Origin of the sequence: Paracoccus sp. NBH48, assembly GCF_015390265.1 — a bacterium.
Lineage (GTDB): Bacteria > Pseudomonadota > Alphaproteobacteria > Rhodobacterales > Rhodobacteraceae > Paracoccus > Paracoccus marcusii.
Window position 1 is genome coordinate 134,131 of the sequence record NZ_VUOJ01000002.1, and the last position, 26,255, is coordinate 160,385.

A 26,255-nucleotide genomic window follows, 5' to 3' on the forward strand; every position below is an offset into this window, starting at 1 on the left:
CGATGCTGACGCCTGCGCAGTTGCTGACCGGTTATGCGCGCGGCGTCTTTCCGATGGCCGAAAGCGCGGATGACGACCGCCTGTACTGGTTCGACCCCCCGATGCGGGGGGTCCTGCCGGTGGGGGGCGTCCATGTCGCGCGCTCTCTGCGGCGAGACCTGCGGCGTGGTGGATGGTCCGCGCATCTGGACGGCGATTTCGCAACCGTGGTCGCCGCCTGTGCCGACCGCGAAACGACGTGGATCAACGCTCCGCTGGCGGACCTGTACCAGGCGCTGCACGGCGCGGGCCATGCGCACGCCATAGAGATCCGCCATGACGGGGCCTTCGCGGGCGGTCTGTTCGGCGTGACCCTTGGGGGGGCGTTCTTCGGCGAGTCCATGGTTTCGGCCCGCGAGAACGGATCGCGGATGGCGCTGTGGTGGCTGTCGACGCACCTGAAGCGATGCGGCTTCACCTTGTTCGACACGCAGTTCCTGACGCCGCATCTGGCCCGGATGGGTGGGATCGAAATTCCGCGCAAGACCTATCACACCCGGCTGACCGCGGCCCTCCGCCGCAAGGCCGACATCCGTGCGGCGTCACTGCTCTCAGCAGAGATGCTGGCCGCTCAGCCCTGACAGGACATGACCCAGACATCGTAGCGCGCGTCATCCAGCGCCGACAGTGCGGGCGAGCTGGCGATCATCCAGCCGCTGAAGACCGTCGCGTTCTGCCGCAGGTCGGTGATGGTCAGCTGCGCGAAGGCGTCCGAGCTGGGATCGCCTGCAGGATAGCGGCATTCGCCCAGCCTGATCTCCAGCCGCCCGTAACGGACGGCCTGACCGATCTGAAGCGGCAGGTCCGTCGTCCGCCCCGACACCTTGTCCAGACCCCGCAGCATCGCGCCCGATGCGCGCATGGTATCCTGCGCGGCCAAGGGTGTTGCCATCAACATCAGGCAAAGCGCCGCGCGAATCACGGCGCGGACCCGTCAGCCGATTGGCTGTCGACGAATTTCAGCATCAGCTGCAGCAAACTGACCGCGCCCTGCACGTCCTCGATCTCGTCCCCTGGGGCAAGATTGTCCATCGCTCCGCCAGGCTGCAGCTGGATGTACGCGCCGCCCAGCAGGCCGTCGGACTGAATCAGTGCGGCGCTGTCCGTGGGCAGCGCGATGTCGTCTGGGATCGTCAGGACGGCATCGGCCAGATAGGTCTGCGGGTTCAACCGAACCTTACTGACGCGGCCAATACGAACACCGGCCAAACGGACCTCTGTCCCGACCGCGACCCCGTCGACATCCGGAAACGATGCGATCAGCGGATAACCCGATCCGTCGCCCCATTGGCCCTGCGCCGCCCAAGCAAGGAAGCCCGCGGCGACCGCAAGGACGACGCCACCCGCGATCAGTTCGGCCCGCGCCTCGGTCCCATGGGCAATGTCGGCGGACATGCTATTCCGGGCGCCACGCGTCATAATCGCTGCGCACCGCAGGTGCCGCGCGATACAGTGATCCGGCCGGCACATAGGCGCCCGGCGTGCCGGTCAGGTTGGCTTGGTGCGGCTGTTCCCACGCCTTGCGCGGGACGGCCAGTTCGGTCGGCGCCTCGTTCCAGGTGTGGTGCAGCCAGCCGTGCCATTCTGGCGAAATCTGACTGGCCTCGGATTCGGATTTATAGATGACCCAACGGCGCTTGCCGTCCTTGGTCTTGTAGAAGATGTTTCCGGCCGTGTCCTCGCCGACCTTGACGCCGTTGCGCCAAGTCCAGAACTGAGTGTTCAGCGTCTGGCTGTTCCACCAGGTCAGAAAGCGCAGCAGGAACGACATCGGCAGGACCCTCAACGATCAGTTTTGCCCTTGGGATATGCCCCAGTTTAAGCGCAAGGTCCAGCCTTGCGCGGACGCCCCGATCACCCGGCCGAGGCGGTTTCCTTCTTGGGATCGACATGGATCAGCAGGGGCTTGGCGGTGGGGTTGTCCACGGCCTCGTCGTTGACCACGACCTCCTGAACGCTGTCCAGTCCGGGCAGTTCGAACATGGTGTCCAGCAGAATCTCCTCCATGATCGACCGCAGGCCGCGGGCACCGGTCTTGCGCTTGATCGCGCGCTTGGCGATGGCGGTCAACGCGTCGTCGGTGAAGGTCAGCTGAACGCCTTCCAGGTCGAACAGGCGCTGGTACTGCTTGACCAGGGCGTTCTTCGGCTTGGTCAGGATGATGATCAGCGCCTCCTCGTCCAGGTCGGTCAGGGTCGCGATGACCGGCAGACGTCCGACGAATTCCGGGATCAGGCCGAACTTCAGCAGATCCTCGGGCTCCAGTTCCTTGAACAGCTCGCCGACGCCCTGATCACCCGTTTCCTTGACCGAGGCGCCAAAGCCCATCGCCGTGCCCTTGTTGCGCTGTGCGATGATGCGGTCCAGACCGGCAAATGCGCCGCCGCAGATGAACAGGATGTTGGTCGTGTCGACCTGCAGGAACTCCTGCTGGGGATGCTTGCGCCCGCCCTGCGGGGGAACCGAGGCGACCGTACCCTCCATGATCTTCAGCAAGGCCTGCTGCACGCCCTCGCCGGACACGTCACGGGTGATGGACGGGTTGTCCGACTTGCGGGTGATCTTGTCGACCTCGTCGATATAGACGATGCCGCGCTGTGCCCGCTCGACGTTGTATTCGGACGACTGCAGCAGCTTCAGGATGATGTTCTCGACATCCTCGCCGACATAGCCCGCCTCGGTCAGCGTGGTCGCGTCCGCCATCGTGAAGGGCACGTCCAGAATGCGCGCCAAGGTCTGCGCCAGCAGCGTCTTGCCGCAGCCGGTCGGCCCGATCAGCAGGATGTTCGACTTGGCCAGCTCGATGTCGGTCTTAGATCCGTGGTTCAGACGCTTGTAATGGTTGTGCACGGCCACGGACAGCACGCGCTTGGCATGCTCCTGCCCGATGACGTAATCATCCAGCACACCGCAGATTTCCCGCGGGGTGGGCACGCCGTCGCCGGACTTCAGACCGCTGGTCTTGGTCTCTTCGCGGATGATGTCCATGCACAGTTCGACGCATTCGTCGCAGATGAACACGGTCGGTCCCGCAATCAGCTTGCGGACCTCGTGCTGGCTCTTGCCGCAGAAGCTGCAATAGAGCGTGTTCTTGCTGTCGCTGCCGGACTGGTTCGCCATCGTCCATTTCCTTGACTGCCGTCCCGCAAAGACGCGGGGCGGGCGACGGCGGGATCGGGTTTCCGCGCGCCGCATCTTCGGGTTTCCGCGGCGGATCGGCCGCCGCGGGTCATTCACGCCATGTTACGGGCCAGTCCGGCCCGTCACAATCCCCATCAAAGCTATTTCTTCTCCGGGACGGCCTTGCCGCGCGGAGCCACGACCTCGTCGATCAGGCCCCAGTCCTTCGCCTCGTCCGCGGTCATGAAGCGGTCGCGCTCCAGCGCCTCCTCGACCTCGGTCAGAGATTTGCCGGTGTGATGGACATAGATCTCGTTCAGGCGACGCTTCAGCTTTTCGGTTTCGCGCGCATGGATCAGGATGTCGGTGGCCTGGCCCTGGTATCCGCCCGACGGCTGGTGGACCATCACGCGGCTGTTCGGCAGCGAATAGCGCAGCCCCAGCTCTCCGGCCGCCAGAAGAAGCGAGCCCATGCTGGCCGCCTGCCCCACCACCAGCGTCGAGACGCGCGGCTTGATGTACTGCATGGTGTCATAGATCGACAGACCGGAGGTCACGACACCGCCGGGGCTGTTGATATACATGCTGATATCCTTGGACGGGTTCTCCGCCTCAAGGAACAGCAACTGCGCGCAGATCAGCGTCGACATCCCGTCATGGACGGGACCCGAGACGAAGATGATGCGCTCCTTCAGCAGACGCGAGAAGATGTCATAGGCCCGTTCCCCGCGCGAGGTCTGTTCGACCACCATCGGCACCAGGGTGTTCATGTAGAATTCTGCCGGATCGCTCATCTTCTGTCCTTGCCTGTTCGCCCCTGTCCCCGCGATTCGACCGGGCACTTGTCCCTGTCTTACCCGCGAAGTGTTGACAGAGTCTTAGTAACGGGCAAGGACAGCCGCAAGGGATGGAACGCAAATCGCCCCGGCGGGCGGACAGGAGGCAGCCGTGAAGCTGATCGTGGGGCTGGGCAATCCCGGCGCGAAATATGCGGCCAATCGTCACAACATCGGGTTTCTGGCCTTGGACCGGATCGCCGCGGACCACGATTTCACCCCGTGGCGCGCCCGGTTTCAGGGCATGGCCGCCGATGGCCGCCTAGGCGACACGCGGGTGACGCTGCTGAAACCCCAGACCTTCATGAACCTGTCCGGCCAATCCGTCGGAGAGGCCGCGCGCTATCTGAAGCTGACACCCGCCGACGTCATCGTGCTGCACGACGAACTGGACCTGGCGCCCGGCAAGTGCCGCGTCAAGCAGGGCGGCGGGCATGCGGGCCATAACGGGCTGCGCTCGATCCACCAGCATATCGGCGCGGAATACGGACGGGTGCGGTTGGGCATCGGGCATCCAGGGCACAAGGACAAGGTCGCGTCCTATGTGCTGTCCGACTTTGCCAAGGCAGAGCAGGACTGGCTGGACGACCTGTTGCGCGGCATCTCGGACGGCGCCCCGGCCCTGGCGTCCGGCGATGGCGGCCGGTTCCAGAACGCGGTGGCGAACCGCACCGCCCCGGCACGCAACAGCGGGACCGAAGCTCCGGCCCCGAAACCCGCACAACCGCCCGTGCCGAAACCGGATCCCGCGCCCCAGCCCGTCACCCTGACCGACCGCCTGCGCGCGCTGAGCGACCGGTTCAAGTGACGGTCGCGGCGGCCTTTTCCCATCAGGCCCGCGCCTGTACCGCGCTTGGCTCACCGCTGACGGCACAGCTGTGTCGGACCCTGCCCCAGGTTCTGGCCGCCGGACCGGTCGCCGACCGCGTGCTGGGCTGGACGGGCGATCCGTCGACCGCGGCGGATTCGCTGCCCCTGCGCCTGTGCGGGGCGCTGCATGCGCTGGTGCTGACCGGGCAGGCCCCTGACCTTGCACGCGCTTATGACGGCGGCGTTGTGGACCCGGCCCTGCTGCGCCGCGTGCTGGACGATCATGCGGAAACCATCCTGTCATGGCTGGACAGCCCCCCGCAGACGAACGAGGTCGCCCGGTCCGCGGCCCTGATCGGCGCCGCACGGTTCCTCAGCGCGCTGTCACCCCTGCCGCTGCGGCTGCTGGAGCTGGGGGCGTCGGCCGGATTGAACCTGAATTTCGACCGCTATCACCTGGGTACGGGGGAAACCGGCGTGGTGCTGACACCCGAATGGCGGGGCGCGATGGCGCAGGGGTCGGTGACGGTTGCCAGCCGTCGCGGGGTCGACCTGAACCCGCTGGACCCGGATCGCGACGGGCTGCGGCTGATGGCCTATTGCTGGGCCGATCAGCATGACCGCATGGCGCGCCTGCGGGCGGCGCTGGACCTGGCCCGGCGGGACCCGCCGCAGGTCGACCGTGGCGATGCGGGTGCCTGGCTGGCCGACCGGTTGGCCAAGCCGGTGCCGGACCGGCTGACGCTGGTCTATCACACCGTCGCGGCCCAGTATTTTCCACCCGCGACGGCGCAGGCCTGCACGGACGCACTCTCCCACGCAGGCCGGACCGCGACCCCGTCGGCCCCCGTGGCCCATCTGCGGATGGAGGCCGATGGTGGCGAGGGCGCGGCGCTGGACCTGACGCTGTGGGACGGCACCCGGCGCGACTGGTCGCTTGGCCGCGCGGATTTTCATGGGCGCTGGACCGACTGGCAGCCGAAGCAGTTGTGACTTTCCCCGGCGCCCGGCTGCGCCTAGGCTGGGCGCAAAGGAGACCCCATGGACGCTTCGATCAATGTGCTGGGCGGCGTCTTGCAGCCCTGTTCGACCAAGCCGATGACCGGATTCTTTCGCAACGGCTGCTGCGACACCGGGCCCGAGGACCGGGGCAGTCACACGGTCTGCGTGATCCTGACCGACGAATTCCTGGCGATGTCGCGCTATCTGGGCAATGACCTGACGACCCCGCGGCCGGAATACGGCTTTGCGGGGCTGAAGGCCGGCCAGCGCTGGTGCCTGTGCGCCAGCCGCTTTCTGCAGGCGGCACAGGAATTCGCCGCGCCAACCGTGGTGCTGGAATCCACGCACAAACGCGCGTTGGAGATCGTGCCGCTGGAGTTGTTGAAGCGCCATGCCGGGACCGATGCGGACTAGGACGGCGATCCTGATCGCGGCGCTGGCCGCGACACCAGCCGCGGCCTTCGGCCCCGACCTTGCACCCATTATCCGCGCCGAAGACCGCATCCGGCTGGAGCAGGTCGATGCGGTGGCCGGACGCACGCTGAAGGGCGCCCTTGCGCAGGGAACCCCGGACGATCTGGCCGTTATGGTGCAGGGCCTGGCAGGGCGCGCCCTGCCCGCCGATCAGGCCGCGGCCCTGCTGCCAGGCGACTGGTCGTGCCGGATGCTGAAGCTGGGCGGCGGGTTGCCTCTGGTCGTCTATCAGCCGTTCCGCTGTCGCATCGACACCGACGGCGGGTTCGTGAAACTGAGCGGATCACAGCGGATGCAGGGCATGATCGGCGATCTGGACAGGGCACAGGCCTATCTGGGCACAGGCTACATCGCCGGCGATACCGCCCCGCCCTATGCCGACCTGCCCGACAGCATCGACCCCGCGGCCACGCCGCAGCGCGTCCCCGAGGTCGGCATGGTCGAGGTCGTCAGCCCGACACAGGCGCGCATTCTGATGCCCCTGCCGATGCTGGAATCGGACATGAACATCCTGCTGCTGACGCGCTGATCAGGTCTTCAGGTCCTGACCCAGATGCTTGGCGACGGTGAAGATGTCCTTGTCGCCGCGGCCGCACATGTTCATCACGATGATGTGGTCGGCGGGCAGGTCCGGCGCGATCTTGATGACATGCGCCAGCGCATGGCTGGGCTCCAGCGCGGGAATGATGCCTTCCAGCGCGCAGCACAGCTGGAACGCGCCAAGCGCCTCGTCGTCCGTGATGCTGACATATTCGGCGCGGCCGATATCCTTCAGCCAGGCGTGTTCCGGCCCGATGCCCGGATAGTCCAAGCCCGCGCTGATCGAATGACCCTCCAGGATCTGGCCGTCATCGTCCTGCAGCAGATAGGTGCGGTTCCCGTGCAGGACGCCGGCGCGGCCGCCCGACAGGCTGGCGCAATGCTCCATCCGGTCGTCCACGCCCTTGCCCCCGGCCTCGACGCCGATGATGCGGACGTCCTTGTCGTTCAGGAACGGATAGAACAGGCCCATCGCGTTCGACCCGCCGCCGATGGCCGCGATGATCGTGTCGGGCAGACGCCCTTCGCGCGGCATGATCTGCTCGCGCACCTCCTTGCCGATGATCGACTGGAAATCGCGCACCATCGCCGGATAGGGATGGGGCCCCGCGACCGTGCCGATGCAGTAGAACGTGTCGCGCACGTTGGTCACCCAATCGCGCAGCGCGTCGTTCATCGCGTCCTTCAGCGTGCCGCGCCCCGACGTGACCGGGATCACCTCGGCCCCCAGCAGGCGCATGCGGAAGACGTTGGGCGACTGGCGTTCCACGTCATGCGCGCCCATGTAGACCACGCATTTCAGGCCGAACCGCGCGCAGACGGTGGCCGTCGCGACCCCGTGCTGGCCCGCGCCGGTTTCCGCGATGATGCGCGTCTTGCCCATGCGGATCGCCAGCAGGATCTGGCCCAGCACATTGTTGATCTTGTGCGCGCCGGTGTGGTTCAGTTCGTCGCGCTTCATGTAGATCTTGGCGCCGCCCAGGTGCTGGGTCATGCGTTCCGCGAAATAGAGCGGGCTGGGCCGGCCGACGTAATGCGTCCACAGGTCGTCCATCTGCGCCCAGAAGGACGGGTCGGTCTTGGCGCGTTCGTATTCCGCCTCCAGGTCCAGGATCAGCGGCATCAGCGTCTCGGACACGAAGCGGCCGCCATAGATGCCAAAGCGCCCCTGATCGTCGGGGCCGGAGGTGAAGCTGTTCAGCAGATCGTCGGCCATGGGATGCGCCTTTGGGTTATTTGCGTGTCTGGGCAACCGGAATGCCCCTTGCCCCCGTTCTAGCCGCCATCGCGCGCAGGGTGAAGCCCGTGCAGGCAGGCTGCCCGCGAAACCGCCCGATTTGCGCGCGACGTCGTGACGCGGACAGGTTTGGCGGTTGACGCCCGGCGGATGACGGTCAAAACCTGCGCCCGACACGCCACACCGGAGGGATGATGCCCAAGGCCCGCACCCTGTCGCTGAGCGATCACCACGTCGCCAGCGTCGCCCCCGCCGAGGGGCTGCTTTACAACCCCGCCTGGCGGATGCTGGAGGATGGCGACCTGGACGCGCTGGCCCTGCGGCTGACGCAGGGGCGGACGGGCCCGATACCGATCTTCGCCTATGGGTCGCTGATCTGGAATCCGGGCTTTGCGGTGCAGGATCGCCGCCGCGCCACGGCGATCGGCTGGCACCGCGATTTTTCGCTGACGCTGGACCATTTCCGCGGCACGCCGGAACGGCCCGGCCTGATGCTGGCGCTGGCATCGGGCGGCACCTGCGAAGGGCTGGTGCTGGACATCGCCGAAGGGACCGAGGTCGAATCCATGCGCGCCATCCTGCGCCGCGAACTGGTCGCGCACGAGCTGGCCGCGAATGCCTGCTGGATCCAGGTGCGCACCGATCGCGGGGTCGAATCCGCGCTGACCTTCTATGCCGATCCGGTCGACGCCCCCGTGGCGCGCCTTCCGGTCGAGGAGCAGGCGCGGCTGCTGGCGACCGCTGCAGGCGCTGCGGGCTCGGGCGCCGAATATCTGCTGCGCACCGCGCGCGGACTGGCCGAATGGGGCATCGAGGACGATTACATCTGGACGTTGCAGCACCTGGTCGCCGAACGGATCGAGGCCGAGGCGGGCTTTGTGCCCCCGACTGGCCGCTAGCCCATTCCGCGCCCCCTGCACCGGTGGGCGTGGGGATCGCGTCTACAGCGGGGACAGCAGGTGGCCGCCATCGGCCACCAAGACCGATCCGGTCATGAACGCCCCCGCGTCAGAGGCAAGCAGCAGCAGCGGCCCGGCCAGATCGCCGGGCTGCCCCAACCGCCGCTGCGGAATGCGGCGGATCTGGGCCTGGCCATGGTCGGTAGCAAAGAAATCGCGGTTGATGTCGGTCTCGACATAGCCGGGGGCCAATGCATTCACGCGGATGCCGTGGCGCGCCCATTCCAGGGCGTGCTGTTTGGTCAGCTGGATCAGTGCGGCCTTGGACGTGGCATAGGCGGAGACCCCCGCCCCCTGCCGCAGCGCCAGGATCGAGGCGACATTGACGATAGCCCCGGGCCGCCCCGCCTCGACCAGCCTTGCGGCCACCGCCACCGACATCCCCCGTGCCCCGTCCAGGTTGACGCCCATCACTTGCGCCCAGTCCCGATCGGACTGTTCCAGCGACGCACCGGGAATGGCGATACCGCTGTTGTTCACCAGCAGGTCGACCGGGGTACCGGCCCAGGCCTCGGCCGCATCAACGGCGCGGCGCACGCTGTCCGGATCGGTCACGTCCAGCGCAGTGACATGCGCATCGGTCAGCTGCCGCGCCAGCACCTGCATGGCCTCCACCCGCCGCGCGGCCAGGACCACCCGCGCGCCGGCATCGGCAAGGACACGCGCGAATTCCGCGCCAAGCGCGCCCGATGCCCCGGTCACCAGCGCCACGCGCCCGTCCAGTCGGAAACGATCCGTGCTCATGCGGGCTCCTCGGCGGTGGTGGGGTCGGCGATCCAGGCGCGCAGCCGGGCGGCCGCCAGCAGGCGGGCATGCAGGTCGGCGTCATGGTCATGCGCACCCGCCCGGATCGCGGCCACGTCGGCGTTCACGTCCTGCGACGGGCGGGCCAGCTCTCGCTGCGCCATGGCCAGCGCATTGGCGGCCAGCAGTGCGTGGTATCGCGCATCGGGCCCGCCAGGGGCGATGTCCCGGCGCAGGGTCGCCTCGGCCTCCGCGATCAGGTCCAGCGCGTCGCTCATGCGGCCTCCGGCGCGGTCATCTGCAGCAGGCGGTATTCCAGCGTGTCGGCGATGCGCCCGGTCAGCGCCAGATGCAGCGAGCGTTCGGCCCCGCTGTCGTGGCGGTCGCCTTGCTGCAGGGCGATCACGGCCCACCGGATATGGGCCATGACCTCCCACCACCGCACACGGTCGGGATCGGGGACCGTGCCCCCGGCGGCGGCATAGCCGGACAGGACGGCCGCGCGGCTGGCGATGCCGCCACCCTCCAGATCGGGGCGCGAGAACCGCCAGCATTCCGCGCAGAACCAGCCCAGATCGCAGGCCGGGTCCGACCAAGCGGCGAATTCCCAGTCCAGGACGGCCGTCAGCCCATCGAAATCGACCAGGAAGTTCCCGGTGCGGAAATCCTGATGTGTCAGGGTCACCCTGTCGGCCGCCGGCGCGTGGCGTTCGGCCCAACGCAGCGCCCATTCCAGGCCCGGTCGCGGCGCGGGACGCGCATCCAGCCAGCCGCGCAGCCCCGCCACCGCCTGCAGGGCCGGATCGGCGGGGGGCGGCCCCAGAACCCTTGCCAGCGCCGGGTCGGGATCGATCCTGTGGATCAGCGCCAGCTGGCGGCCCAGGTCGCGGCCCAAGGCCTCGCGGTCGCCGCCCAGGCTGGCGTCGCGCACGACCTTGGGGCCATAGCCGATACCGCCCACCCAGGCCATCGCCGCGAAGGGCGCGCCGATGACCGAAGCGTCATCGCAGAAGCCCAGGGGTTCGGGCACGCGCACACCCGCGCGGTGGGCCGCGGCGATGATCGCATATTCCTCTGCCCGAGACCGGCTGGCGGCGATGGTGGCCGGGGCGTCGCGACGGATCACCAGGCGGCGCGACATCCCGTCCGCCGTGACCGTCACCGCCCAGTTCTCCTGGATCGCGCCGCCAGACAGCTTGTCCGCGGCGGTGACCCGCGCGCCGGGCAGGTCCAGCGTCGTCGCCAGCCAGGCGTCAAGTGCAGCGTTATCCGTCAGGCTCATGCGCCCCAGCCCCAGAAGTCGTCCCCCTCGCGCGCATAGGCATCAGCCAGCACCATCCGGTGCACCTCGGAGGCGCCATCGACCAGCCGCGCCTGCCGGGCATAGCGATAGATCCATTCCAGCACCGTGTCGCGGCTGTATCCCCGCGCGCCGTTCAGCTGGATCGCCACGTCGGCGGCCTGATGCAGCGTGTCGGCGACATGTAGCTTGGCCATCGACACCTCCTTGCGGGCATGGCTGCCCTGGTCCAGCGCCCAGGCCGCATTCATCGTCAGCAGCCGCCCGATCTGAATGTTCAGCGCCACGCCGCCCAGCATCAGCCGCACCGATTCCCGGTCGGCCAGCCGGATGCCGAAGCCCTCTCGCGCATCGACATAGGCCTGCGCCTCGGCCACGGCGCGCTTGGCCAGGCCCAGCCAGCGCATGCAGTGGGTCAGCCGCGCGGTGCCAAGCCGGATCTGCGTGACCTTCAGCCCGTCGCCCACGCCCATCAGGCGGTTCGCGTCGGGGATCTCCAGCCCGTCGAACTCCAGCTCGCAATGGCCGCCATGCTCCTCGGGGCCCATGATGGCAATGCGGCGCAGGATCTTCCAGCCGGGCTGGTCGCGATGGAACAGGAACGCCGTCAGATGGCGGCGCTTTTCGTCGGGATTGGGGTCGGTGCGCGCGATCAGGATGAAATGCGCCGCCCCCTCGGCCCCGGTGATGAACCACTTGCGACCCGTCACGCGCCAGACATCGCCATGCCGCACCGCCGTCGTGCCGATCATGCCGGGGTCGGACCCGCCACCCGGCGCGGGTTCGGTCATCACGAAGGATGATCGCACCTCGCCCGCGACCAGCGGCGCCAGCCAGCGCGCCTGCTGATCGGGGGTGCCGACGCGGGCCAGGATGTCCATGTTCCCGTCATCGGGGGCCGCGCAGTTGAAGACCGCGGGCCCGAAGATCGAGCGGTTCGCCTCCTCGTACATCACCGCGCGGCCGGTGACGGGCAGGCCCATGCCGCCCAGGGCCTGCGGCACCTGCGGGCACCACAGCCCCGCCGCCCGCGCACGCGCGCGCAGCGCCTGCAGGGGCGCATCGGCGATGTTGTCATGATCGTCCCAGTTGGCGCGGTCGGCCTCGACCGGTAGGATATGGGTGTCGACGAAATCACGGGTACGGCGGCGGATGTCCTCCAACCGGGGGTCCAGGGTGAAATCGATCATGTCAGTCCTCTCCTCGCGCCATCCGCGTCCTGCCGGGGCCCACCATCCACCAGCCTCCGCGCGATGTCGATGCCGGGCGATCCAGACCCGGCGCCGCGTCAGATCAGCAGTTGCTGACCCAGGACGATCACGCGGCTGCTGGGTAGATGATAGAAGTCGGTGGCGTTCGCAGCGGATTTGGACAGGGACACGAACAGCGTCTCCTGCCAGGCGGGCAGTTCGCGCGTCTTGCCGGGGCGGAACGTGCGGCGGCTGAGGAAGAAGGACGTCGACATGATGTCGAAGCGCACGCCTTCCTTGCGGGCCAGGGTCAGCGCCTTGGGCAGGTTCGTCTCCTCCATGTAGCCGAAACACATGTCGATCCGGATGAAGCGGTCGGACAGGCGCGTCACCGTCAGGCGGTCGTTGTCGGCGACATAGGGGCGCGTCGCCATGGTCACGCAGACGATGATGTTCGTCTCGTGCAGGACATGGTTGTGCTTGAGGTTGTGCAGCAGCGCGGCCGGCGCGATGTCGGGTTCCGCGGTCAGGAAGACGGCGGTGCCGGGCACCTCGACCAGCCGGTCAGACCGGGCCAGCATCTCAATCAGCGCGGCCGTCGGGGTGGCGCTGCGCCGGGCCTGGGCCTGGACGTGGCGGGTGCCGCGGATCCAGGTCCACATCAGCACGATCATCACGGCGGCCATCATGATCGGCACCCAGCCCCCGTTCGGGATCTTGATCGCGTTCGATCCCAGGAACAGCAGTTCCAGCGCCAGCAGCGGCGTGACCACCACGGCGACCAGCATCAGGGGCCAGCGCCAGACCCGCAGGAACACGACCGAGGCCAGGATGGTGGTGATGACCATGTCCCCCGTCACCGCGATGCCGTAGGCCGCGGCCAGGTCCGAGGACGACCCGAACACCACCACCAGCACGACCACGCCGATGGCCAGGATCGCGTTGATCTTGGGCAGGTAGATCTGCCCCTCCTGGGTCTCGGAGGTGTGCAGGATCTCCAGCCGGGGCAGCAGGTTCATGCGCACCGCCTGCTTGATCATCGAGAACGCGCCCGAGATGACCGCCTGGCTGGCGATGACCGTGGCCATCGTCGCCAAGATCACCAGGGGCAGCAGCGCCCAGGGCGGCGCCATCAGGAAGAACGGGTTCGTCACCCGGTCGGGATGGGCCAGGATCATCGCCCCCTGCCCCAGATAGCTGAGCGTCAGGGCGGGCCAGACCAGCAGCACCCAGGCCATGCGGATCGGGCGACGCCCGAAATGGCCCATGTCGGCATAAAGCGCCTCTCCTCCGGTGACGGCCAGGAAGACCGATCCCAAGACGATCAGCGAGGCCAGCTTGTTCGTGACCAGGAACGCCCCGGCATGCACGGGGCTGAGCGCGCGCAGGATCGACCAGTCGTCGCCGATATGGGACAGCCCCATCACCCCCATGACGACGAACCAGGTGACCATGATCGGCCCGAACAGGATCGACACCGCCCCCGTGCCCCACCGCTGGACGATGAACAGCCCGGTGATGATGGCCAGCGTGACGGGCACCACGTAGGGGCCGAAGGCGGGCGCCACGATGGTCAGCCCCTCGACCGCGGACAGGACCGACATGGCCGGCGTGATGATCGCGTCCCCGAAGAACAGCGATATGCCGATCATCCCCAGCACCATCAGCCAGACGGGCCGCTTGCCCAGTGCCTGCTGGATCAGGGTCACCAGGCTCAGCGTGCCGCCCTCGCCCCGGTTGTCGGCGCGCATGATCAGCGCCACGTACTTGAAGCTGACGATCGAGATCAGCGTCCAGATCAGCAGCGAGATCACCCCCACCACGTCATCGGGCGAGAGCCCGTCGCGCGACGCGGCATGCAGCGATTCGCGCATCGCATAGATCGGAGAGGCCCCGATGTCGCCATAGACGACCCCGATCGCCCCCAGGACCAGCCCGCCCAGGTTGCTGGAACCATGCTGCCCCGCGGTGGGAAGATCGGACAGGTGCGCCGATGCGGCGGAAGGTTGCGCCGGACCGTCGGGGGTGACGTGATCGCTCATGTGTCGACAACTCTCTTGGCAGCGCCGTGGCCTGCAGGCGCTGCCGCCTCTAGCAGGCACGCGTCGCATTGAGAAGAACGGCCCGCGTTCATCTGACATCCACGAAGGCGATCACGTCAAACCCTAGCCCGGCAAGACCGGCAAGACCGGCACCATGCGTGCCGCCTGCCCATCGTTCAATCAGAACGGCACGATTCTGCCAAGCCGGATCGGGTGGCAGGTTCGATCTGTCGTTGGGTCACATCGTCAGGAACCGAATCACGCCTGTCCCCGGCGCGACGCGTGCAGGCGAAGCTGGACGTCGCCCGGCTGCCAGAGGTGCATCAACTCGCCTTCTGCGGTCGACCGGCGACATAGGTCTGGGCCACCGCGCGGTCGTCGCCCATGATCTGCAGGATGAACAGCTCCTGCGCGAGGGTCTCGGCCTTTTCCATCCGCAACGCCATGGCGGGGGTCGCACGGGCGTTAAGGACCACCAGGTCAGCGGCGCTGCCGGGGGCCAGGGTGCCGATCTCGGCCTCCATGCCCAGGGTCAGCGCGTTGCCGCGCGTGGCCCAGTGGAACGCCGCCAGCGGATGCAGCTTCTGCCCGCGCATCTGCAGGATCTTGTAGCCCTCGGCCAGGGTCTGCAGCATCGACCAGCTGGTGCCGCCGCCCACATCCGTCGCGATGCCGCTGACGATGCCCGCGGCGCGCAGCCCGTCGGCGTCGAACAGCCCCGACCCCAGGAACAGGTTCGAGGTCGGGCAGAACACCGCATGGCTGCCGCTTTCTGCCATCCGGGCGATTTCGCGGGGTTCCAGATGGATCGAATGGCCCAGCAGCAGCTTGTCGGACAGCAGGCCGTAGCCCTCGTAGATGTCCAGATAGTCGCGCGCCTTGGGATAGAGCGACAGGGTGTATTCGATTTCGTCGACGTTTTCCGACAGATGCGTCTGCACGTGGCAGTCGGGATGGGCGCGGGCCAGCGCGCCGGCCGCTTCCATCTGTTCGGGGGAGGACGTGATCGCAAAGCGCGGCGTGATCGCATAGCGCTGGCGACCCTTGGCGTGCCACGCCTGGATCAGCGCGGCGCTGTCGTCATGGCTCTGCTGCGGCGTGTCCAGCACGGCGGCCGGCGCATTGCGGTCCATCATCACCTTGCCCGCGATCATGGCCATGTCGCGATCATGGGCGGCAGAGAACAGCGCCTCGGCGCTGGCCTTGTGGCTGGAGCAGAAGGCAACGGCGGTGGTCGTGCCGTGCGCGGTCAGCTGGTCCAGGAACAGCCCTGCCATGCGGGTGGCATGCGCGGGGTCGGCGAATTCCGCCTCGGCCGGGAAGGTATAGGTGTTCAGCCAGTCCAGCAACTGCGCACCCCAGCTGGCAATGACCTGCAACTGGGGAAAATGGATATGCGGGTCGATGAATCCCGCCAGGATCAGATGCGGGCGGTGGTCGATCTCCTTCAACCCGTCGCGGGTCAGTTCGGCATGATCGCCGACGGCGACGATGCGCCCGTCATCCACCAGGATGGCCCCGTCTTCCCAGAAGCGATGATTGTCGGCCGTGTCCTGGGGATCGGCATGAAAGTCGAGGACGCGGCCCCGGATCAGCTGTTGCATGGGTATTTTTTCAAAGAAGAAGAGGTGAGGCGCGCCATCAGTTCGGCGGCGGTGAAGGCGGCGATGATTTCGGGGCGCTTGTCGCGCGAGAAGCCCGTCCCGATGGGACAGGTCAGGCCGGCGGCGTCGACCCCGCGCGAGGCGGCGAAGCGTTCGAACTGGGCCCGCTTGGTGGCGCTGCCGATCATCCCGACATAGGCCAGGTCGGTGCGGGCAAGCGCCTCGGCCGCCAGCAGGAAATCCAGTGCGTGATCGTGGGTCACGATCACCACGGACGTGCCGCGCCGGGCTGCGCGGATCTGCGCCTCGGGCAAGGGGGTCAGCAGGGTCGGGCCGCTGGCCTGCGCCAGCTCCTCCGGCCGGCTGTCGATCAGCAGGGCGTTGACCGGCAGCGGTTCCAGCGCCCGGGCCAGCGCGCGCCCGACATGGCCCGCGCCAAAGATCAGCGCGTCGGCGTGTTCCTGTGGCGCGGGGCCGTGGCGGTCCAGCGTCAGCACCACCCGCCCGCCGCAGCACTGGCCGATCTGGGGGCCCAACGGCACGTCCATGGTGGCATCGGCCTCGTCCCGCGCCAGCATCTGCCGCGCGCGGTCGATCGCCATGTATTCCAGCTGTCCGCCGCCGATGGTGCCGGTGACCCGGTCGGGGGTCACGAACATCTCGGCCCCCGCCTCTCGCGGGGTCGAGCCCAGGGCCCGGGTGACGCGGACGCGGATCATCCGCGCAGCCGCTCGACCGCCATCAGCACGCGTTCGGGCGTGGCGGGCGCATCCAGACGCGCGGGCGTGCGATAGTCGGCGACCGAGGCCACGGCCATGTTGATCGCCTCGAACACGCTGATGCCCAGAACGAAGGGCGGCTCTCCGACGGCCTTGGACCGCTTGATGGTCCGCTCGCTGGCCTCGGACCAGTCGGCCAGCGCGACGTTGAAGATGCGCGGGCTGTCGCTGGCAAGGGGCACCTTGTAGGTCGACGGCGCATGGGTGCGCAGGCGGCCCTTGGCGTCCCACCACAATTCCTCGGTCGTCAGCCAGCCGGCACCCTGAACGAACGCGCCCTCGACCTGACCGCGGTCCAGCACCGGGTTCAGGCTGCGGCCCACGTCGTGCAGGACGTCGGCGCGGTCGATGACGTATTCGCCGGTCAGCGTGTCCACCGACACCTCGGCCACCGCGGCGCCATAGGCGAAATAGTAGAACGGCCGCCCCTGCCCCGTCGTCCGGTCCCAGTGGATCTTGGGCGTCTTGTAGAAGCCTGCCGCCGACAGCTGGATGCGCGCCATGTACGCCGCGCGGATCACCTGGGCAAAGGGGATCATCTGATCGCCCGCCCGCACGTGCCCCGGCACGAACGCCACCTGGTCGGGGGCGACCTGCCATTTCTCGGCCACGAAGGTCACCAAGCGCGCCTTGATCTGTTCCGCCGCATCCAGCGCCGCCATCCCGTTCAGGTCGGTCCCCGACGATGCCGCCGTGGCCGAGGTGTTCGGCACCTTTTCCGTGGTGGTCTTGGTGATCTTGATGCGGCTCAGGTCGCACTGGAACGCCTCGGCGACCACTTGGGCCACCTTGGTGTTCAGACCCTGCCCCATCTCGGTCCCGCCGTGATTCAGGTGGATCGAGCCGTCGGAATAGACATGGATCAACGCCCCTGCCTGATTGAACCAGGTCGCGGTGAAGCTGATGCCGAACTTGACTGGGGTCAGCGCGATGCCCTTGCGGATCACCCCACCCTTGGCGTTCCAGTCCAGCACCGCCTGCCTGCGGGCGTGATAATCGCTGCTGGCCTCCAACTCATCGAAGATGCGCGGCAGGATCTGGTCCTGCACCGTCTGGTGATAGGGCGTCAGCTGGCCGTTCTGGTACAGGTTGCGCTTGCGCACCTCCAGCGGGTCCATGCCCAAGGCATAGGCGATCTCCTCGACCATGCGTTCGGCCACGATGGCGCCCTGGGGGCCGCCGAAGCCGCGAAAGGCGGTGTTGCTGACGGTGTTCGTCTTCATCGGGTGGCTGCTGATGCGCACGTCAGGATAGAAATAGGCGTTGTCGGCGTGAAAACAGCGCCCGGTCGGTCACCGGCCCCGACAGGTCCGCCGAAAAGCCGCAGCGGGCATAGAAATCGCCCTCCACCGACCGGATGCGGCCGTCATCGTCGAAGCCCACGGCGTAATCCACCACGAAATCGTGCCGCTTGCCCGTGGCGATCATGTCGTCGTCCCGGTCCGGGCGGATCTTGACCGTCCGGTTCCAGCGCTTGGCCGCGACGGCCGCGACGCAGGCGAACAGGTTCATCTGCGTTTCCTTGCCGCCGAAACCGCCGCCCATGCGCCGCACGTTCACCACGACCGCGTTGCTGGGCACCCCCAGGACGTGGGCCACCATGTGCTGCACCTCGGACGGGTGCTGGGTCGAGACGTGCAGGACGACCTCGTCATCCTCGCCCGGCACGGCCATCGCGATCTGGCCCTCCAGATAGAAATGGTCCTGCCCGCCGATGGCAAAGCGACCCTCGATCCGGCGCGGCGCGGCGGCCATCGCCGCAGGCGCATCGCCGCGCTTGAGTGTCAGGGGGTCAGTGACATAGCCCATGCTCGCGTCGCGCGCCGCGATCGGGTCCAGCGCATGGGGCAGCACGTCATAATCGATCCGCGCCTTGTGCGCCGCGCGGCGCGCCTGGTCGCGCGTTTCGGCGATGACCGCAAAGACCGGCTGGCCCCAGAACTGCACCACGCCTTCGGCAAAGATCGGGTCGTCGTTCTTGCCGTTGGGCGACACGTCGTTGACGCCCGGCAGATCGGCCGCCGTCAGGATGCCCAGCACGCCCGGCTGCGCCACCGTTTCGGTGAAATCCATGCCCGTGATGCGGCCATGGGCGCAGGACGACAGGCCCAGATAGGCGTGGATCGTGCCGGTGGGCTCGACCAGATCGTCGGTGTATTCGGCACGGCCGGTGACATGCTTGGCGGCGCTGTCATGGGCAGTGTCCTGATGGGCCTGGCCCGTGATGGTCGCGGTGTCGTCCTTCATGGCCTAGACTCCTTCGCTCTGGCGCAGCCGTACGGGCAGGCCGGGTTCGGATTGCTCCAGCCAGAACCGCCGGATCAGGTTGCGTGCGACGGTCGCGCGGTATTCCGCGCTGGCGCGCATGTCGGACAGCGGCTGGAAATCCTCCGCGATCGCGCGGGCGGCGGCATCGAAGCTTGCCGCCGCGAAGGGCTGCCCCTGCAGCGCGGCCTCGGCACGGCGGGCACGCTTGGGCGTTCCGGCCATGCCGCCGAAGGCCAGCCGCGCGCGGGCGATCATGCCGTCCGCAACGTCGATGCAGAACCCCGCCGCGACAGAGGTGATATCGCTATCGCGCCGCTTGCTGACCTTGTAGGCCGCGATGCGCGCCTTGGGCTGCATGGGGATCAGGACCTCCTCGACGAACTCGCCTTGCTGGCGGTCCTGCTTGCCGTAGTCGATGAAGAAATCCTCCAGCGGCAGCTCGCGGCGCGTGTCGCCCCGACGCAGGACGATCCGCGCGTCCAACGCGATCAGCAAGGGCGGCGTATCCCCGATCGGAGAGCCGTTGGCGATGTTCGCCCCGATGGTGCCGGCATTGCGCACCTGCCAGCCGCCGATACGCGACCAGTATTCGGCGGCCTGCGGAACATGGCGGGCGATCAGGGGGGCGGCCTCGCTGTAGGTCACGCCGGCACCCAGACGGATCATGCCGTCCTCGACCGTGATGTCCTTCATCAGGTGACCGATGAAGATGGCCGGGCTGATGTCGCGCATGAACTTGGTGACCCACAACCCGACATCGGTGGCGCCCGCGACCAGCGTCGCCTTGGGTTCGTCCAGCAACAGCTGGGCCAGATCGTCGGTATCGGCGGGGACCAGTGCCCGGTCCGCGCCGCGCGCAAGTGAAACCCGTGCGCCACGCATCCCGGCCAGGCACGCGGCCACCGCGTCGCGTTCGCGGGACAGCGCGTCCTGGGCCTGTCCTCCGGCCGCGCCCGCGGCCAGGGCCGCGCGGATGATCGGCGCATAGCCCGTGCAGCGGCAGATGTTGCCCTGCAGCGCGGTCTCGATCTCGGTGGCATCGGCATCGGGATTGGTCATCCACAGCCCGTAGAGCGCCATCACGATGCCCGGCGTGCAGAAGCCGCACTGGCTGCCGTGATGGTCCACCATTGCGGCCTGGACCGGGTGCAGACCGCCATCGGGGCCGCGCAGATGCTCGATCGTGACGATATGTGTGGCATGGCACGAGGCCAGCAGCCGGATGCAGGCGTTCACCGGCTCATAGACCAGCCCTGTGGCGGTCAGGCGTCCCGCAAGCACCGTGCAGGCGCCGCAATCGCCCTCGGCGCAGCCCTCCTTGGTGCCGGTCATCCGGCGCGCAAGGCGCAGATGATCCAGCAGCGTGTCCGAAGCGCCGACCTCTGTCAGGGCGATCTCGGTGTCGTTCAGAAGAAACCGCAGCTGGGTCATGATAGCCTTTCCTTGCCTTGGTCCAAGTCTACGGCCTGGCGGTGCGTTTCGAAATCGGCTGTGATCTAGAAGACTTTACACGTTCCGTTGAAAGCGGACCACCGTCACATGGCGTCAGGCGCGAAAGCCGCGCCATCTGCGACAATCTTCGGCAGCCCTTTCCAGCGGTGGCCGGACCTTGCCGGGGGCGCAGAAAGGCGCGGCGGCCCCCCATCGAGGGGGACCGCCGCGCCCGGGGGACTGGGCCCCCGTGTCCCGCCGTTGCGCGGGCCGTTGTTACTCAGCGGGGAATGGCCCTACAGGCCCGCGACCCCCAGGGGTCCAACCTCGCGGAACCAGCGCAGGATCGCGTCGCGCTCGGCGTCCTCCATCCCGGTGATGTTCGCAGGGGGCATCGCATCGGTCAGTCCCGCCTGGACATAGACCTGATGCGCGGCGCGGGCGATGTCGGCGGGCGTCTCCAGCAGGACGCCCTTGGGCGCGGTGCGGATGCCGTCCCAGACCGGTTCGCGCGCATGGCACATCGAACAGCGGCCGATGACGGCTTGGCTGGCATCCTCGAACCCCTCGGCCTCGGCGAAGCGCGCCTCGACCGGGGTCAGGGGCCGCGCCATCGCCTCGTCATAGCTGTCCTGGTTCACGCCGATCGACGCCAGCCACATCACCCCGATGAACAGCATCGTCGTGACCGCCCAGGTCCACCACTGGTATCCCTTGCGGGCGTGCATGGTGTTGAAGAAGTGCCGGATGGTCACACCCATCAGGAAGATCAGCGCCGCGATCAGCCAGTTGTACTGGCTGGCGAAGGCCAGCGGGTAGTGGTTCGACAGCATCAGGAAGATGACCGGCAGCGTCAGGTAGTTGTTGTGCGTCGACCGCAGCTTGGCGATCTTGCCGTATTTCGGGTCGGCGGGGCGCCCGGCCTTCAGGTCGGCGACCACGATGCGCTGGTTCGGCATGATGATCAGGAACACGTTCGCGGTCATGATCGTCGCGGTGAAGGCGCCCAGATGCAGCAGCGCCGCGCGGCCCGTAAAGATCTGGTCATAGGCCCAGCCCATCGCCACCAGCGCCGCAAACAGCAGCAGCATCAGCACCGTGGGACGGTTGCCCAAGGGCGACTTGCACAGCCCGTCATAGATCAGCCAGCCCACTGCCAGCGACCCGCCCGAGATCAAAATCGCCTGCCAGATCGCCAGGTCGGCCTTGGCGGGCTCGATCAGGTACAGGTTGGCGCCGGCCCAATAGGTGACCATCAGCAGCGCGGCCCCAGACAGCCAGGTCGCATAGCTTTCCCATTTGAACCAGGTCAGATGCTCGGGCATGCGCTCGGGCGCCACCAGGTACTTGCGGATGTGATAGAACCCGCCGCCGTGGACCTGCCATTCCTCGCCATGCGCGCCCTTGGGAAGGTCGGGTGCCTTCTGCAGGCCCAGGTCCAGCGCGATGAAGTAGAACGACGACCCGATCCACGCGATGGCGGTGATCACGTGCAGCCAGCGGACGGCAAAGGAGAGGAACTCCCACAGGATGGCGATTTCCGGGATCATCTCAGCTGCCCCGATAGGTGGAATAGCCGAACGGAGAGACCAGCAGCGGCACGTGGTAATGGTCGTTCTGCGACATGCCGAAGCGGATCGGGATCACGTCCAGAAAGCGGGGGCTTTCGGGCGCCACGCCCGACGCGTCCATCCAGGCGCCGGCATGGAATTCCAGCTCGTAGGTGCCGGTGGCGAAATCGCCCGCCGGCAGGATGTGCGCATCGGTGCGCCCGTCGTCATTGGTCACCATGCGCGCGATCTCCTCGCGCGCGGGCGACAGCCGGATCAGCACCACCTGCATCCCGCGCGCGGGCAGCCCGCGCGCCGTGTCCAGAACATGCGTTGTCAGAAAACCCGACATGAAATCCCCCCGTCTTGATCGTTCCTGCGCCGTGATACCCGATTTGCCGAAGGGCGGCAGGGGCTTGATGGACAAGGCAGTCTTAAGAAACCGTGCATAATCGACCCTCAGTGATCGGCAAGGCGACCGGCCTCGGCCAGTTCAGCCTCGTCCGCGGGGGCCGCACCGTTGTAGAACCAGTTCAGCGCCACCGCGCTGACCGCGGCCAGCAGGATGCCCGAATGGATCAGCGGATGGATCGCATGGGGCAGCCACTGCTTGAAGTTGGGGGCGACCAGCGGGATCATCGCCATGCCGATGCTGATGGCCACGACGAACAGATTGTGGCGGTTGGCGGTGAAATCGACACGGCTCAGGATGCGGATGCCGGTGGCGGCGACCATCCCGAACATCACCAGCCCTGCCCCCGCCCAGGACGGTGGTCGGCAGGCTTTCGACCAGCGCGCCCATCTTGGGGATCAGGCCCAGCACGATCATGATGATGCCGCCCGCCACGCAGACGAACCGCGACCGGATGCCCGTGACCCCACCAGCCCGACGTTCTGCGAGAACGAGGTATAGGGGAAGGTGTTGAAGATGCCGCCCAGCATCGTGCCCAGACCGTCGGCACGCAGGCCCGCGGCCAAGCCGCGCGAATTGATCGGACGGCGGCACATGTCCGACAGCGCCAGGAACATGCCCGTCGATTCGATCATCACCACAATCATCACCAGAACCATCGTGACGATCATCACCGGGTCAAAGGTCGGAAGACCGAAATGGAACGGCTTGATGACGGCGAACCAGGCGGCCTCTCCGACCTTGTCGAACTGCATCAGCCCCATCGCCGCCGCGGCGACGCCGCCCACGGCGATGCCCAGCAGCACGGCGATGTTGGCCATGAAGCCGCGGGCGAACCGCGAGACCAGCAGGATCGTGCCCAGCACCAGCACCGCGATCAGGATGTTCGTCCCCGAAGCATAGGCGGGGTTCGGCATGGCGGGCGCCAGGCGCAGCCCCTCGGGCACGCCGCCCGCGGCGATGGCGCCGTCCAGCCAGGCCTGCTGCGCGGGATCGACCAGCATCGGCGCGGTCGGACCGACCGGCAGGCCGAAGATCCAGTTGATCCCGATGGGCATCAGGCTGATGCCGATGGCCAGGATGACCGTGCCGGTGACGACGGGCGGAAAGAACCGCAGCACCCGCCCGATCAGCGGCGCCAGCAGGATGGCGATCAGGCCCGCCGCGATGATCGCACCGAACAGTGCGCGCGCCCCGTCGGTGCCCGGCGTCTGGCCCGCGATGGCGACCATCGGCCCCACGGCCGCAAAGGTCACGCCCATCATCACCGGCAGGCGGATGCCGAAATACTGGGTCATGCCCAGGCTTTGGATGAGGGGTCGCCAGTCCGCAGACGAACAGGTCGGCCGAGATCAGGAAGGCCACCTCCTCGGGCGGCAACTGCAGGGCGCGGCCGACGATCAGCGGCACCGCAATGGCGCCCGCATACATGACCAGCACGTGCTGGAACCCCAGCGTGATCAATCGCCCCGTGGGCAGCATCTGGTCGACGGGATGGACCTGGGTCCGGGAAAGGCTGTCTGTCATGGCGGGCTCCCCTTCTGATGTCGCGTCGTGGTTGCGCGACTGACCCAGACCTAGCTTGGCCCGTCATTTTCCCGAAACGGATTTTCAGGGCGACGTTGGCACCGTACCCCCCGGCTGCCCGAAATCCCGGCACCGAATCCGCCCCTGCCCAACCCATGCCGGGAACCCGCGGCGACCGAAAATGGAAATGTTTTCTAAGCGTTGGCTTTTTGGCTTGCGAGACGTCATTTTCGCCCGCATCTAAAGGCAGCATTAACAAGGGACGCATAATGGCCGACCCGACCCGCAAGCGGGGGCGCCCCCGCAAGACCCTGCCCGACGCGCCGGGCACCGTGCAGTCGCTGGACCGGGCGCTGGACCTTCTGGACCTGCTGGCGGCCCATCCCGGCCTGACCCTGTCCGAGGTGGCGGACCGATCGGCGCAGCCGCCCTCGGACCGTGCACCGGGTGCTGCACACGCTGGCCGCGCGCGGCATGGCCGAAAGCGACCCCGCGACGCAGGCCTGGAACATCGGGCCGCAGGCGTTCCGCCTGGGGTCGGCCTTCATGCGCCGGTCGGGCCTTGTGGAACGCGCCCGCCCGATCATGCGCGCGCTGATGGAACATACCGGCGAGACCGCGAACCTGGGTATCCTGCAGGGCGACAGCGTGCTGTTCCTGTCCCAGGTCGAGACGTCCGAGACGATCCGCGCGTTTCTTCCCCCCCGGCACCCGGTCGCCCCTGCACGCATCGGGGATCGGCAAGGCGCTGCTGGCGTTCCGGCCCGACAGCGTCGCGGCACTGGGTCCCCTGGCGCGGTTCACCGACACCACGCTGACCGACCCCGCGGCGCTGGAGGCGGACCTGGCCCGCATCCGGCACCGCGGCTTTTCCTTCGACGACGAGGAACGCAGCCGGGGCATGCGCTGCATCGCGGCCCCCGTCTTCGATCTGTCCGGAGAGGCGATCGCCGGGATCAGCGTCAGCGGCCCCACGCATCGCATCGGGGCCGAACATGTCAAGACCCTGGGCGCGGTGGTGGCCGCCGCGGCGGCCAACCTGTCCGATGCCCTGGGAGGCCCGACCCGCTGACCGGGGTCAGTGCGCGCCGAACAGCGCGAACTTGGCCACGAACAGGGCCGCGATGATCCAGGTCGCGGCATGCACCTCGCGCGCGCGGCCGGTCAGCAGCTTGATCACGGCATAGCTGATGAAGCCGAAGGCCAGGCCGTTGGCGATGGAATAGGTCAGCGGCATGGCGATGGCGGGTCAGCACCGAAGGCGCGGCCTCGGTCACGTCGTCCCAGCTGACCTCGGCCAGCTCGCGCACCATCAGCGTCGCGACATACAGAAGCGCGGGCGCGGTCGCATAGGCGGGCACCGACCCGGCCAGCGGCGCAAAGAACATCGCGGCCAGGAACAGCAGGCCCACGACCACGGCGGTCAGGCCGGTCCGGCCCCCCGCCTGCACGCCTGACGCGCTTTCCACATAGGCGGTCGTCGAGGACGTGCCCAGCAGCGCACCGGCCGTGATCGCGGTCGAATCCGCCATCAGCGCACGGCCCAGGTTCTTGTTCTTGTGGGTCGGCCCCTCGGTCAGCAGGCCTGCGCGCTTGGCCACGCCGATCAGCGTGCCGGTGGCGTCGAAGACCTCGACCAGGACCATGACCAGAACGACCTGGAAGATGCCGAAGGTCAGCGCGCCCATCAAATCCATCTGCAGGAAGGTCGGCGCGATCGACGGCGGCATGGACATGACGCCCGAAAACTGGCTGACGCCAAGAACGATCGCCGCGACCGTCACCACCAGAATGCCGATCAGGATCGCCCCCGTGACGCGCAGCGCATCCAGCGTCACGATCAGGAAGAACCCACAGATCGTCAGCAGGGTGCCGGTGGCTGTAAGATCGCCCAGCGCGACCAGCGTCGCGGGGTTGCCCACCACGATGCCTGACGACTGCAGCGCGATGATCGCCAGGAACAGCCCGATGCCCGCCGCGATGGCGCTGCGCATCGATGCGGGGATGCCCGCGATCAGCCAGCGCCGGATGCCCGTCAGCGACAGGAACAGGAAGATCATCCCGCTGATGAACACCGCGCCCAGCGCCTGCTGCCAGGTAAAGCCCATGACGCCCACGACGGTGAACGCAAAGAAGGCGTTCAGCCCCATGCCCGGCGCCATGCCGATGGGCCAGTTGGCCCACATCCCCATGATCAGCGAGCCCAGCGCGGCGGCAAGGCAGGTCGCGACGAAGACCGCGTCGCGGTCCATCCCGGTTGTGGACAGGATGTCCGGATTGACGAAGATGATATATGCCATCGTCAGGAAGGTGGTGATCCCGGCGATCACCTCCGTCCTGACGCTGCTGCCTTTTTCGGCAAGTCCAAAATAGCGTTCCATGCGTCCCCCC

27 protein-coding genes and 2 pseudogenes are annotated in these 26,255 nt (G+C 67.7%); 8 read left to right on the forward strand and 21 right to left on the reverse strand.

Going from position 1 to position 26,255, the window contains the following annotated elements; translation table 11 throughout:
- Positions 1 to 2: 2 nt before the first annotated feature.
- Entirely contained in the window at positions 3 to 620 is a 618-nt protein-coding gene (gene aat, locus F1642_RS04120) for a leucyl/phenylalanyl-tRNA--protein transferase (protein ID WP_194885544.1), read from the forward strand.
- Here aat and F1642_RS04125 read toward each other — a convergent pair.
- The 5 genes from F1642_RS04125 to F1642_RS04145 form a co-directional block, all read right to left on the reverse strand.
- Positions 611 to 901, reverse strand: a complete 291-nt coding sequence (locus tag F1642_RS04125; protein ID WP_255522123.1) for a DUF2155 domain-containing protein — start codon at positions 899 to 901, stop codon at positions 611 to 613. The genes aat and F1642_RS04125 overlap by 10 nt on opposite strands.
- A gap of 56 nt (positions 902 to 957) precedes the next feature.
- The gene (locus tag F1642_RS04130; RefSeq protein WP_194885546.1) at positions 958 to 1,434 is read right to left on the reverse strand and encodes an outer membrane lipid asymmetry maintenance protein MlaD; all 477 of its coding nucleotides are present in this window, start codon (positions 1,432 to 1,434) and stop codon (positions 958 to 960) included.
- Position 1,435: 1 nt separating this feature from the next.
- Positions 1,436 to 1,810 carry an NADH:ubiquinone oxidoreductase subunit NDUFA12 gene (locus F1642_RS04135; protein ID WP_194885547.1) on the reverse strand — a complete coding sequence of 125 codons (375 nt, stop codon included), beginning with the start codon at positions 1,808 to 1,810 and terminating at the stop codon, positions 1,436 to 1,438.
- Between the two features lie 83 nt (positions 1,811 to 1,893).
- On the reverse strand, positions 1,894 to 3,159 hold the full coding sequence (clpX, locus tag F1642_RS04140; protein WP_045981266.1) for an ATP-dependent Clp protease ATP-binding subunit ClpX: 1,266 nt from the start codon (positions 3,157 to 3,159) through the stop codon (positions 1,894 to 1,896).
- Between the two features lie 161 nt (positions 3,160 to 3,320).
- The gene (locus F1642_RS04145) at positions 3,321 to 3,953 is read right to left on the reverse strand and encodes an ATP-dependent Clp protease proteolytic subunit (RefSeq protein ID WP_194885548.1); all 633 of its coding nucleotides are present in this window, start codon (positions 3,951 to 3,953) and stop codon (positions 3,321 to 3,323) included.
- A 154-nt stretch (positions 3,954 to 4,107) separates the two neighbouring features.
- Between F1642_RS04145 and pth the strand changes: the two genes are divergently transcribed.
- The 4 genes from pth to F1642_RS04165 are packed head-to-tail and all read left to right on the forward strand — an operon-like array spanning position 4,108 to position 6,810.
- A complete protein-coding gene (gene pth / locus F1642_RS04150; protein ID WP_194885549.1) occupies positions 4,108 to 4,803 on the forward strand; it encodes an aminoacyl-tRNA hydrolase in 696 nt (231 codons plus the stop codon).
- Positions 4,800 to 5,798, forward strand: a complete 999-nt coding sequence (locus tag F1642_RS04155) for a DUF2332 domain-containing protein (protein WP_194885550.1) — start codon at positions 4,800 to 4,802, stop codon at positions 5,796 to 5,798. Before pth ends, F1642_RS04155 begins: the two co-directional genes overlap by 4 nt.
- 48 nt (positions 5,799 to 5,846) lie before the next feature.
- Positions 5,847 to 6,221 (forward strand): DUF2237 family protein, encoded by a 375-nt coding sequence (locus F1642_RS04160; protein ID WP_045999036.1) that lies wholly within the window; start codon positions 5,847 to 5,849, stop codon positions 6,219 to 6,221.
- Positions 6,211 to 6,810, forward strand: a complete 600-nt coding sequence (locus F1642_RS04165; protein ID WP_194885551.1) for a DUF4893 domain-containing protein — start codon at positions 6,211 to 6,213, stop codon at positions 6,808 to 6,810. Before F1642_RS04160 ends, F1642_RS04165 begins: the two co-directional genes overlap by 11 nt.
- On the opposite strand, the gene trpB is transcribed toward F1642_RS04165, so the two are convergent.
- Positions 6,811 to 8,037 (reverse strand): tryptophan synthase subunit beta, encoded by a 1,227-nt coding sequence (gene trpB / locus F1642_RS04170; RefSeq protein ID WP_139598179.1) that lies wholly within the window; start codon positions 8,035 to 8,037, stop codon positions 6,811 to 6,813. It abuts the gene before it with no gap.
- A gap of 215 nt (positions 8,038 to 8,252) precedes the next feature.
- Between trpB and F1642_RS04175 the strand changes: the two genes are divergently transcribed.
- On the forward strand, positions 8,253 to 8,957 hold the full coding sequence (locus tag F1642_RS04175) for a gamma-glutamylcyclotransferase (protein ID WP_052715079.1): 705 nt from the start codon (positions 8,253 to 8,255) through the stop codon (positions 8,955 to 8,957).
- Positions 8,958 to 8,999: 42 nt separating this feature from the next.
- Here F1642_RS04175 and F1642_RS04180 read toward each other — a convergent pair whose 3' ends face one another.
- The 14 genes and pseudogenes from F1642_RS04180 to F1642_RS16325 all read right to left on the reverse strand — a co-directional run.
- Positions 9,000 to 9,761: an SDR family NAD(P)-dependent oxidoreductase gene (locus F1642_RS04180; protein ID WP_194885552.1), complete on the reverse strand. Its 762-nt coding sequence runs from the start codon at positions 9,759 to 9,761 to the stop codon at positions 9,000 to 9,002.
- Positions 9,758 to 10,039: a hypothetical protein gene (locus tag F1642_RS04185; RefSeq protein ID WP_194885553.1), complete on the reverse strand. Its 282-nt coding sequence runs from the start codon at positions 10,037 to 10,039 to the stop codon at positions 9,758 to 9,760. The genes F1642_RS04180 and F1642_RS04185 overlap by 4 nt, the downstream gene beginning before the upstream one ends.
- A complete protein-coding gene (locus F1642_RS04190) occupies positions 10,036 to 11,043 on the reverse strand; it encodes a phosphotransferase family protein (protein ID WP_194885554.1) in 1,008 nt (335 codons plus the stop codon). The genes F1642_RS04185 and F1642_RS04190 overlap by 4 nt, the downstream gene beginning before the upstream one ends.
- Entirely contained in the window at positions 11,040 to 12,251 is a 1,212-nt protein-coding gene (locus tag F1642_RS04195) for an acyl-CoA dehydrogenase family protein (protein ID WP_206692665.1), read from the reverse strand. Before F1642_RS04195 ends, F1642_RS04190 begins: the two co-directional genes overlap by 4 nt.
- Positions 12,252 to 12,349: 98 nt before the next feature.
- Positions 12,350 to 14,293: a potassium transporter Kup gene (locus F1642_RS04200; protein ID WP_194885555.1), complete on the reverse strand. Its 1,944-nt coding sequence runs from the start codon at positions 14,291 to 14,293 to the stop codon at positions 12,350 to 12,352.
- 323 nt (positions 14,294 to 14,616) lie between these two features.
- Positions 14,617 to 15,897, reverse strand: coding sequence for a guanine deaminase (gene guaD, locus F1642_RS04205; protein ID WP_194885556.1), 1,281 nt, complete (start codon positions 15,895 to 15,897; stop codon positions 14,617 to 14,619).
- On the reverse strand, positions 15,885 to 16,616 hold the full coding sequence (xdhC, locus tag F1642_RS04210; RefSeq protein ID WP_194885557.1) for a xanthine dehydrogenase accessory protein XdhC: 732 nt from the start codon (positions 16,614 to 16,616) through the stop codon (positions 15,885 to 15,887). Before xdhC ends, guaD begins: the two co-directional genes overlap by 13 nt.
- Positions 16,613 to 18,923, reverse strand: a pseudogene (gene xdhB, locus F1642_RS04215) (xanthine dehydrogenase molybdopterin binding subunit). The gene xdhC and the pseudogene xdhB overlap by 4 nt, the downstream one beginning before the upstream one ends.
- 3 nt (positions 18,924 to 18,926) lie before the next feature.
- The gene (gene xdhA, locus F1642_RS04220; protein WP_045999027.1) at positions 18,927 to 20,375 is read right to left on the reverse strand and encodes a xanthine dehydrogenase small subunit; all 1,449 of its coding nucleotides are present in this window, start codon (positions 20,373 to 20,375) and stop codon (positions 18,927 to 18,929) included.
- Positions 20,376 to 20,671: 296 nt separating this feature from the next.
- Entirely contained in the window at positions 20,672 to 21,925 is a 1,254-nt protein-coding gene (locus F1642_RS04225; RefSeq protein ID WP_206692666.1) for a urate hydroxylase PuuD, read from the reverse strand.
- Between the two features lies 1 nt (position 21,926).
- Entirely contained in the window at positions 21,927 to 22,277 is a 351-nt protein-coding gene (uraH, locus tag F1642_RS04230) for a hydroxyisourate hydrolase (protein ID WP_194885558.1), read from the reverse strand.
- A 107-nt stretch (positions 22,278 to 22,384) separates the two neighbouring features.
- Positions 22,385 to 22,669: a solute carrier family 23 protein gene (locus tag F1642_RS16315; protein ID WP_370582771.1), complete on the reverse strand. Its 285-nt coding sequence runs from the start codon at positions 22,667 to 22,669 to the stop codon at positions 22,385 to 22,387.
- Between the two features lie 81 nt (positions 22,670 to 22,750).
- Positions 22,751 to 23,635: a solute carrier family 23 protein gene (locus tag F1642_RS16320; protein WP_370582772.1), complete on the reverse strand. Its 885-nt coding sequence runs from the start codon at positions 23,633 to 23,635 to the stop codon at positions 22,751 to 22,753.
- A gap of 79 nt (positions 23,636 to 23,714) precedes the next feature.
- A pseudogene (locus F1642_RS16325) lies at positions 23,715 to 23,864 on the reverse strand (hypothetical protein); the annotation flags it as partial.
- 269 nt (positions 23,865 to 24,133) lie between these two features.
- Between F1642_RS16325 and F1642_RS04240 the strand changes: the two are divergent.
- Both F1642_RS04240 and F1642_RS16330 read left to right on the forward strand, forming a co-directional pair.
- Complete coding sequence (locus F1642_RS04240; RefSeq protein ID WP_370582773.1) at positions 24,134 to 24,682, forward strand: helix-turn-helix domain-containing protein; 549 nt, start codon at positions 24,134 to 24,136, stop codon at positions 24,680 to 24,682.
- Entirely contained in the window at positions 24,616 to 24,936 is a 321-nt protein-coding gene (locus F1642_RS16330) for an IclR family transcriptional regulator C-terminal domain-containing protein (RefSeq protein ID WP_370582803.1), read from the forward strand. The genes F1642_RS04240 and F1642_RS16330 overlap by 67 nt, the downstream gene beginning before the upstream one ends.
- Here F1642_RS16330 and F1642_RS04245 read toward each other — a convergent pair.
- Positions 24,863 to 26,245, reverse strand: coding sequence for an NCS2 family permease (locus tag F1642_RS04245; RefSeq protein WP_304612884.1), 1,383 nt, complete (start codon positions 26,243 to 26,245; stop codon positions 24,863 to 24,865). The two genes, F1642_RS16330 and F1642_RS04245, sit on opposite strands and share 74 nt — an antisense overlap.
- Positions 26,246 to 26,255 lie beyond the last annotated feature (10 nt).

Coding starts and splice junctions, on each gene's coding strand:
- F1642_RS04240 (WP_370582773.1), top strand. CDS start 24,134: ATGGCCGACCCGACCCGCAAGCGGGGGCGCCCCCGCAAGACCCTGCCC.
- F1642_RS04180 (WP_194885552.1), bottom strand. CDS start 9,761: ATGAGCACGGATCGTTTCCGACTGGACGGGCGCGTGGCGCTGGTGACC.
- F1642_RS04200 (WP_194885555.1), bottom strand. CDS start 14,293: ATGAGCGATCACGTCACCCCCGACGGTCCGGCGCAACCTTCCGCCGCA.
- F1642_RS04130 (WP_194885546.1), bottom strand. CDS start 1,434: ATGTCCGCCGACATTGCCCATGGGACCGAGGCGCGGGCCGAACTGATC.
- F1642_RS04165 (WP_194885551.1), top strand. CDS start 6,211: ATGCGGACTAGGACGGCGATCCTGATCGCGGCGCTGGCCGCGACACCA.
- uraH (WP_194885558.1), bottom strand. CDS start 22,277: ATGTCGGGTTTTCTGACAACGCATGTTCTGGACACGGCGCGCGGGCTG.
- clpX (WP_045981266.1), bottom strand. CDS start 3,159: ATGGCGAACCAGTCCGGCAGCGACAGCAAGAACACGCTCTATTGCAGC.
- F1642_RS16315 (WP_370582771.1), bottom strand. CDS start 22,669: ATGTTCGGGATGGTCGCCGCCACCGGCATCCGCATCCTGAGCCGTGTC.
- aat (WP_194885544.1), top strand. CDS start 3: ATGCTGACGCCTGCGCAGTTGCTGACCGGTTATGCGCGCGGCGTCTTT.
- F1642_RS04190 (WP_194885554.1), bottom strand. CDS start 11,043: ATGAGCCTGACGGATAACGCTGCACTTGACGCCTGGCTGGCGACGACG.
- F1642_RS04185 (WP_194885553.1), bottom strand. CDS start 10,039: ATGAGCGACGCGCTGGACCTGATCGCGGAGGCCGAGGCGACCCTGCGC.
- trpB (WP_139598179.1), bottom strand. CDS start 8,037: ATGGCCGACGATCTGCTGAACAGCTTCACCTCCGGCCCCGACGATCAG.
- xdhC (WP_194885557.1), bottom strand. CDS start 16,616: ATGATCCGCGTCCGCGTCACCCGGGCCCTGGGCTCGACCCCGCGAGAG.
- F1642_RS04225 (WP_206692666.1), bottom strand. CDS start 21,925: ATGATCCCGGAAATCGCCATCCTGTGGGAGTTCCTCTCCTTTGCCGTC.
- F1642_RS04125 (WP_255522123.1), bottom strand. CDS start 901: ATGCGCGCATCGGGCGCGATGCTGCGGGGTCTGGACAAGGTGTCGGGG.
- F1642_RS04195 (WP_206692665.1), bottom strand. CDS start 12,251: ATGATCGATTTCACCCTGGACCCCCGGTTGGAGGACATCCGCCGCCGT.
- F1642_RS04160 (WP_045999036.1), top strand. CDS start 5,847: ATGGACGCTTCGATCAATGTGCTGGGCGGCGTCTTGCAGCCCTGTTCG.
- F1642_RS16320 (WP_370582772.1), bottom strand. CDS start 23,635: ATGACCCAGTATTTCGGCATCCGCCTGCCGGTGATGATGGGCGTGACC.
- xdhA (WP_045999027.1), bottom strand. CDS start 20,375: ATGACCCAGCTGCGGTTTCTTCTGAACGACACCGAGATCGCCCTGACA.
- F1642_RS04175 (WP_052715079.1), top strand. CDS start 8,253: ATGCCCAAGGCCCGCACCCTGTCGCTGAGCGATCACCACGTCGCCAGC.
- F1642_RS04145 (WP_194885548.1), bottom strand. CDS start 3,953: ATGAGCGATCCGGCAGAATTCTACATGAACACCCTGGTGCCGATGGTG.
- F1642_RS04135 (WP_194885547.1), bottom strand. CDS start 1,810: ATGTCGTTCCTGCTGCGCTTTCTGACCTGGTGGAACAGCCAGACGCTG.
- F1642_RS04245 (WP_304612884.1), bottom strand. CDS start 26,245: ATGGAACGCTATTTTGGACTTGCCGAAAAAGGCAGCAGCGTCAGGACG.
- guaD (WP_194885556.1), bottom strand. CDS start 15,897: ATGCAACAGCTGATCCGGGGCCGCGTCCTCGACTTTCATGCCGATCCC.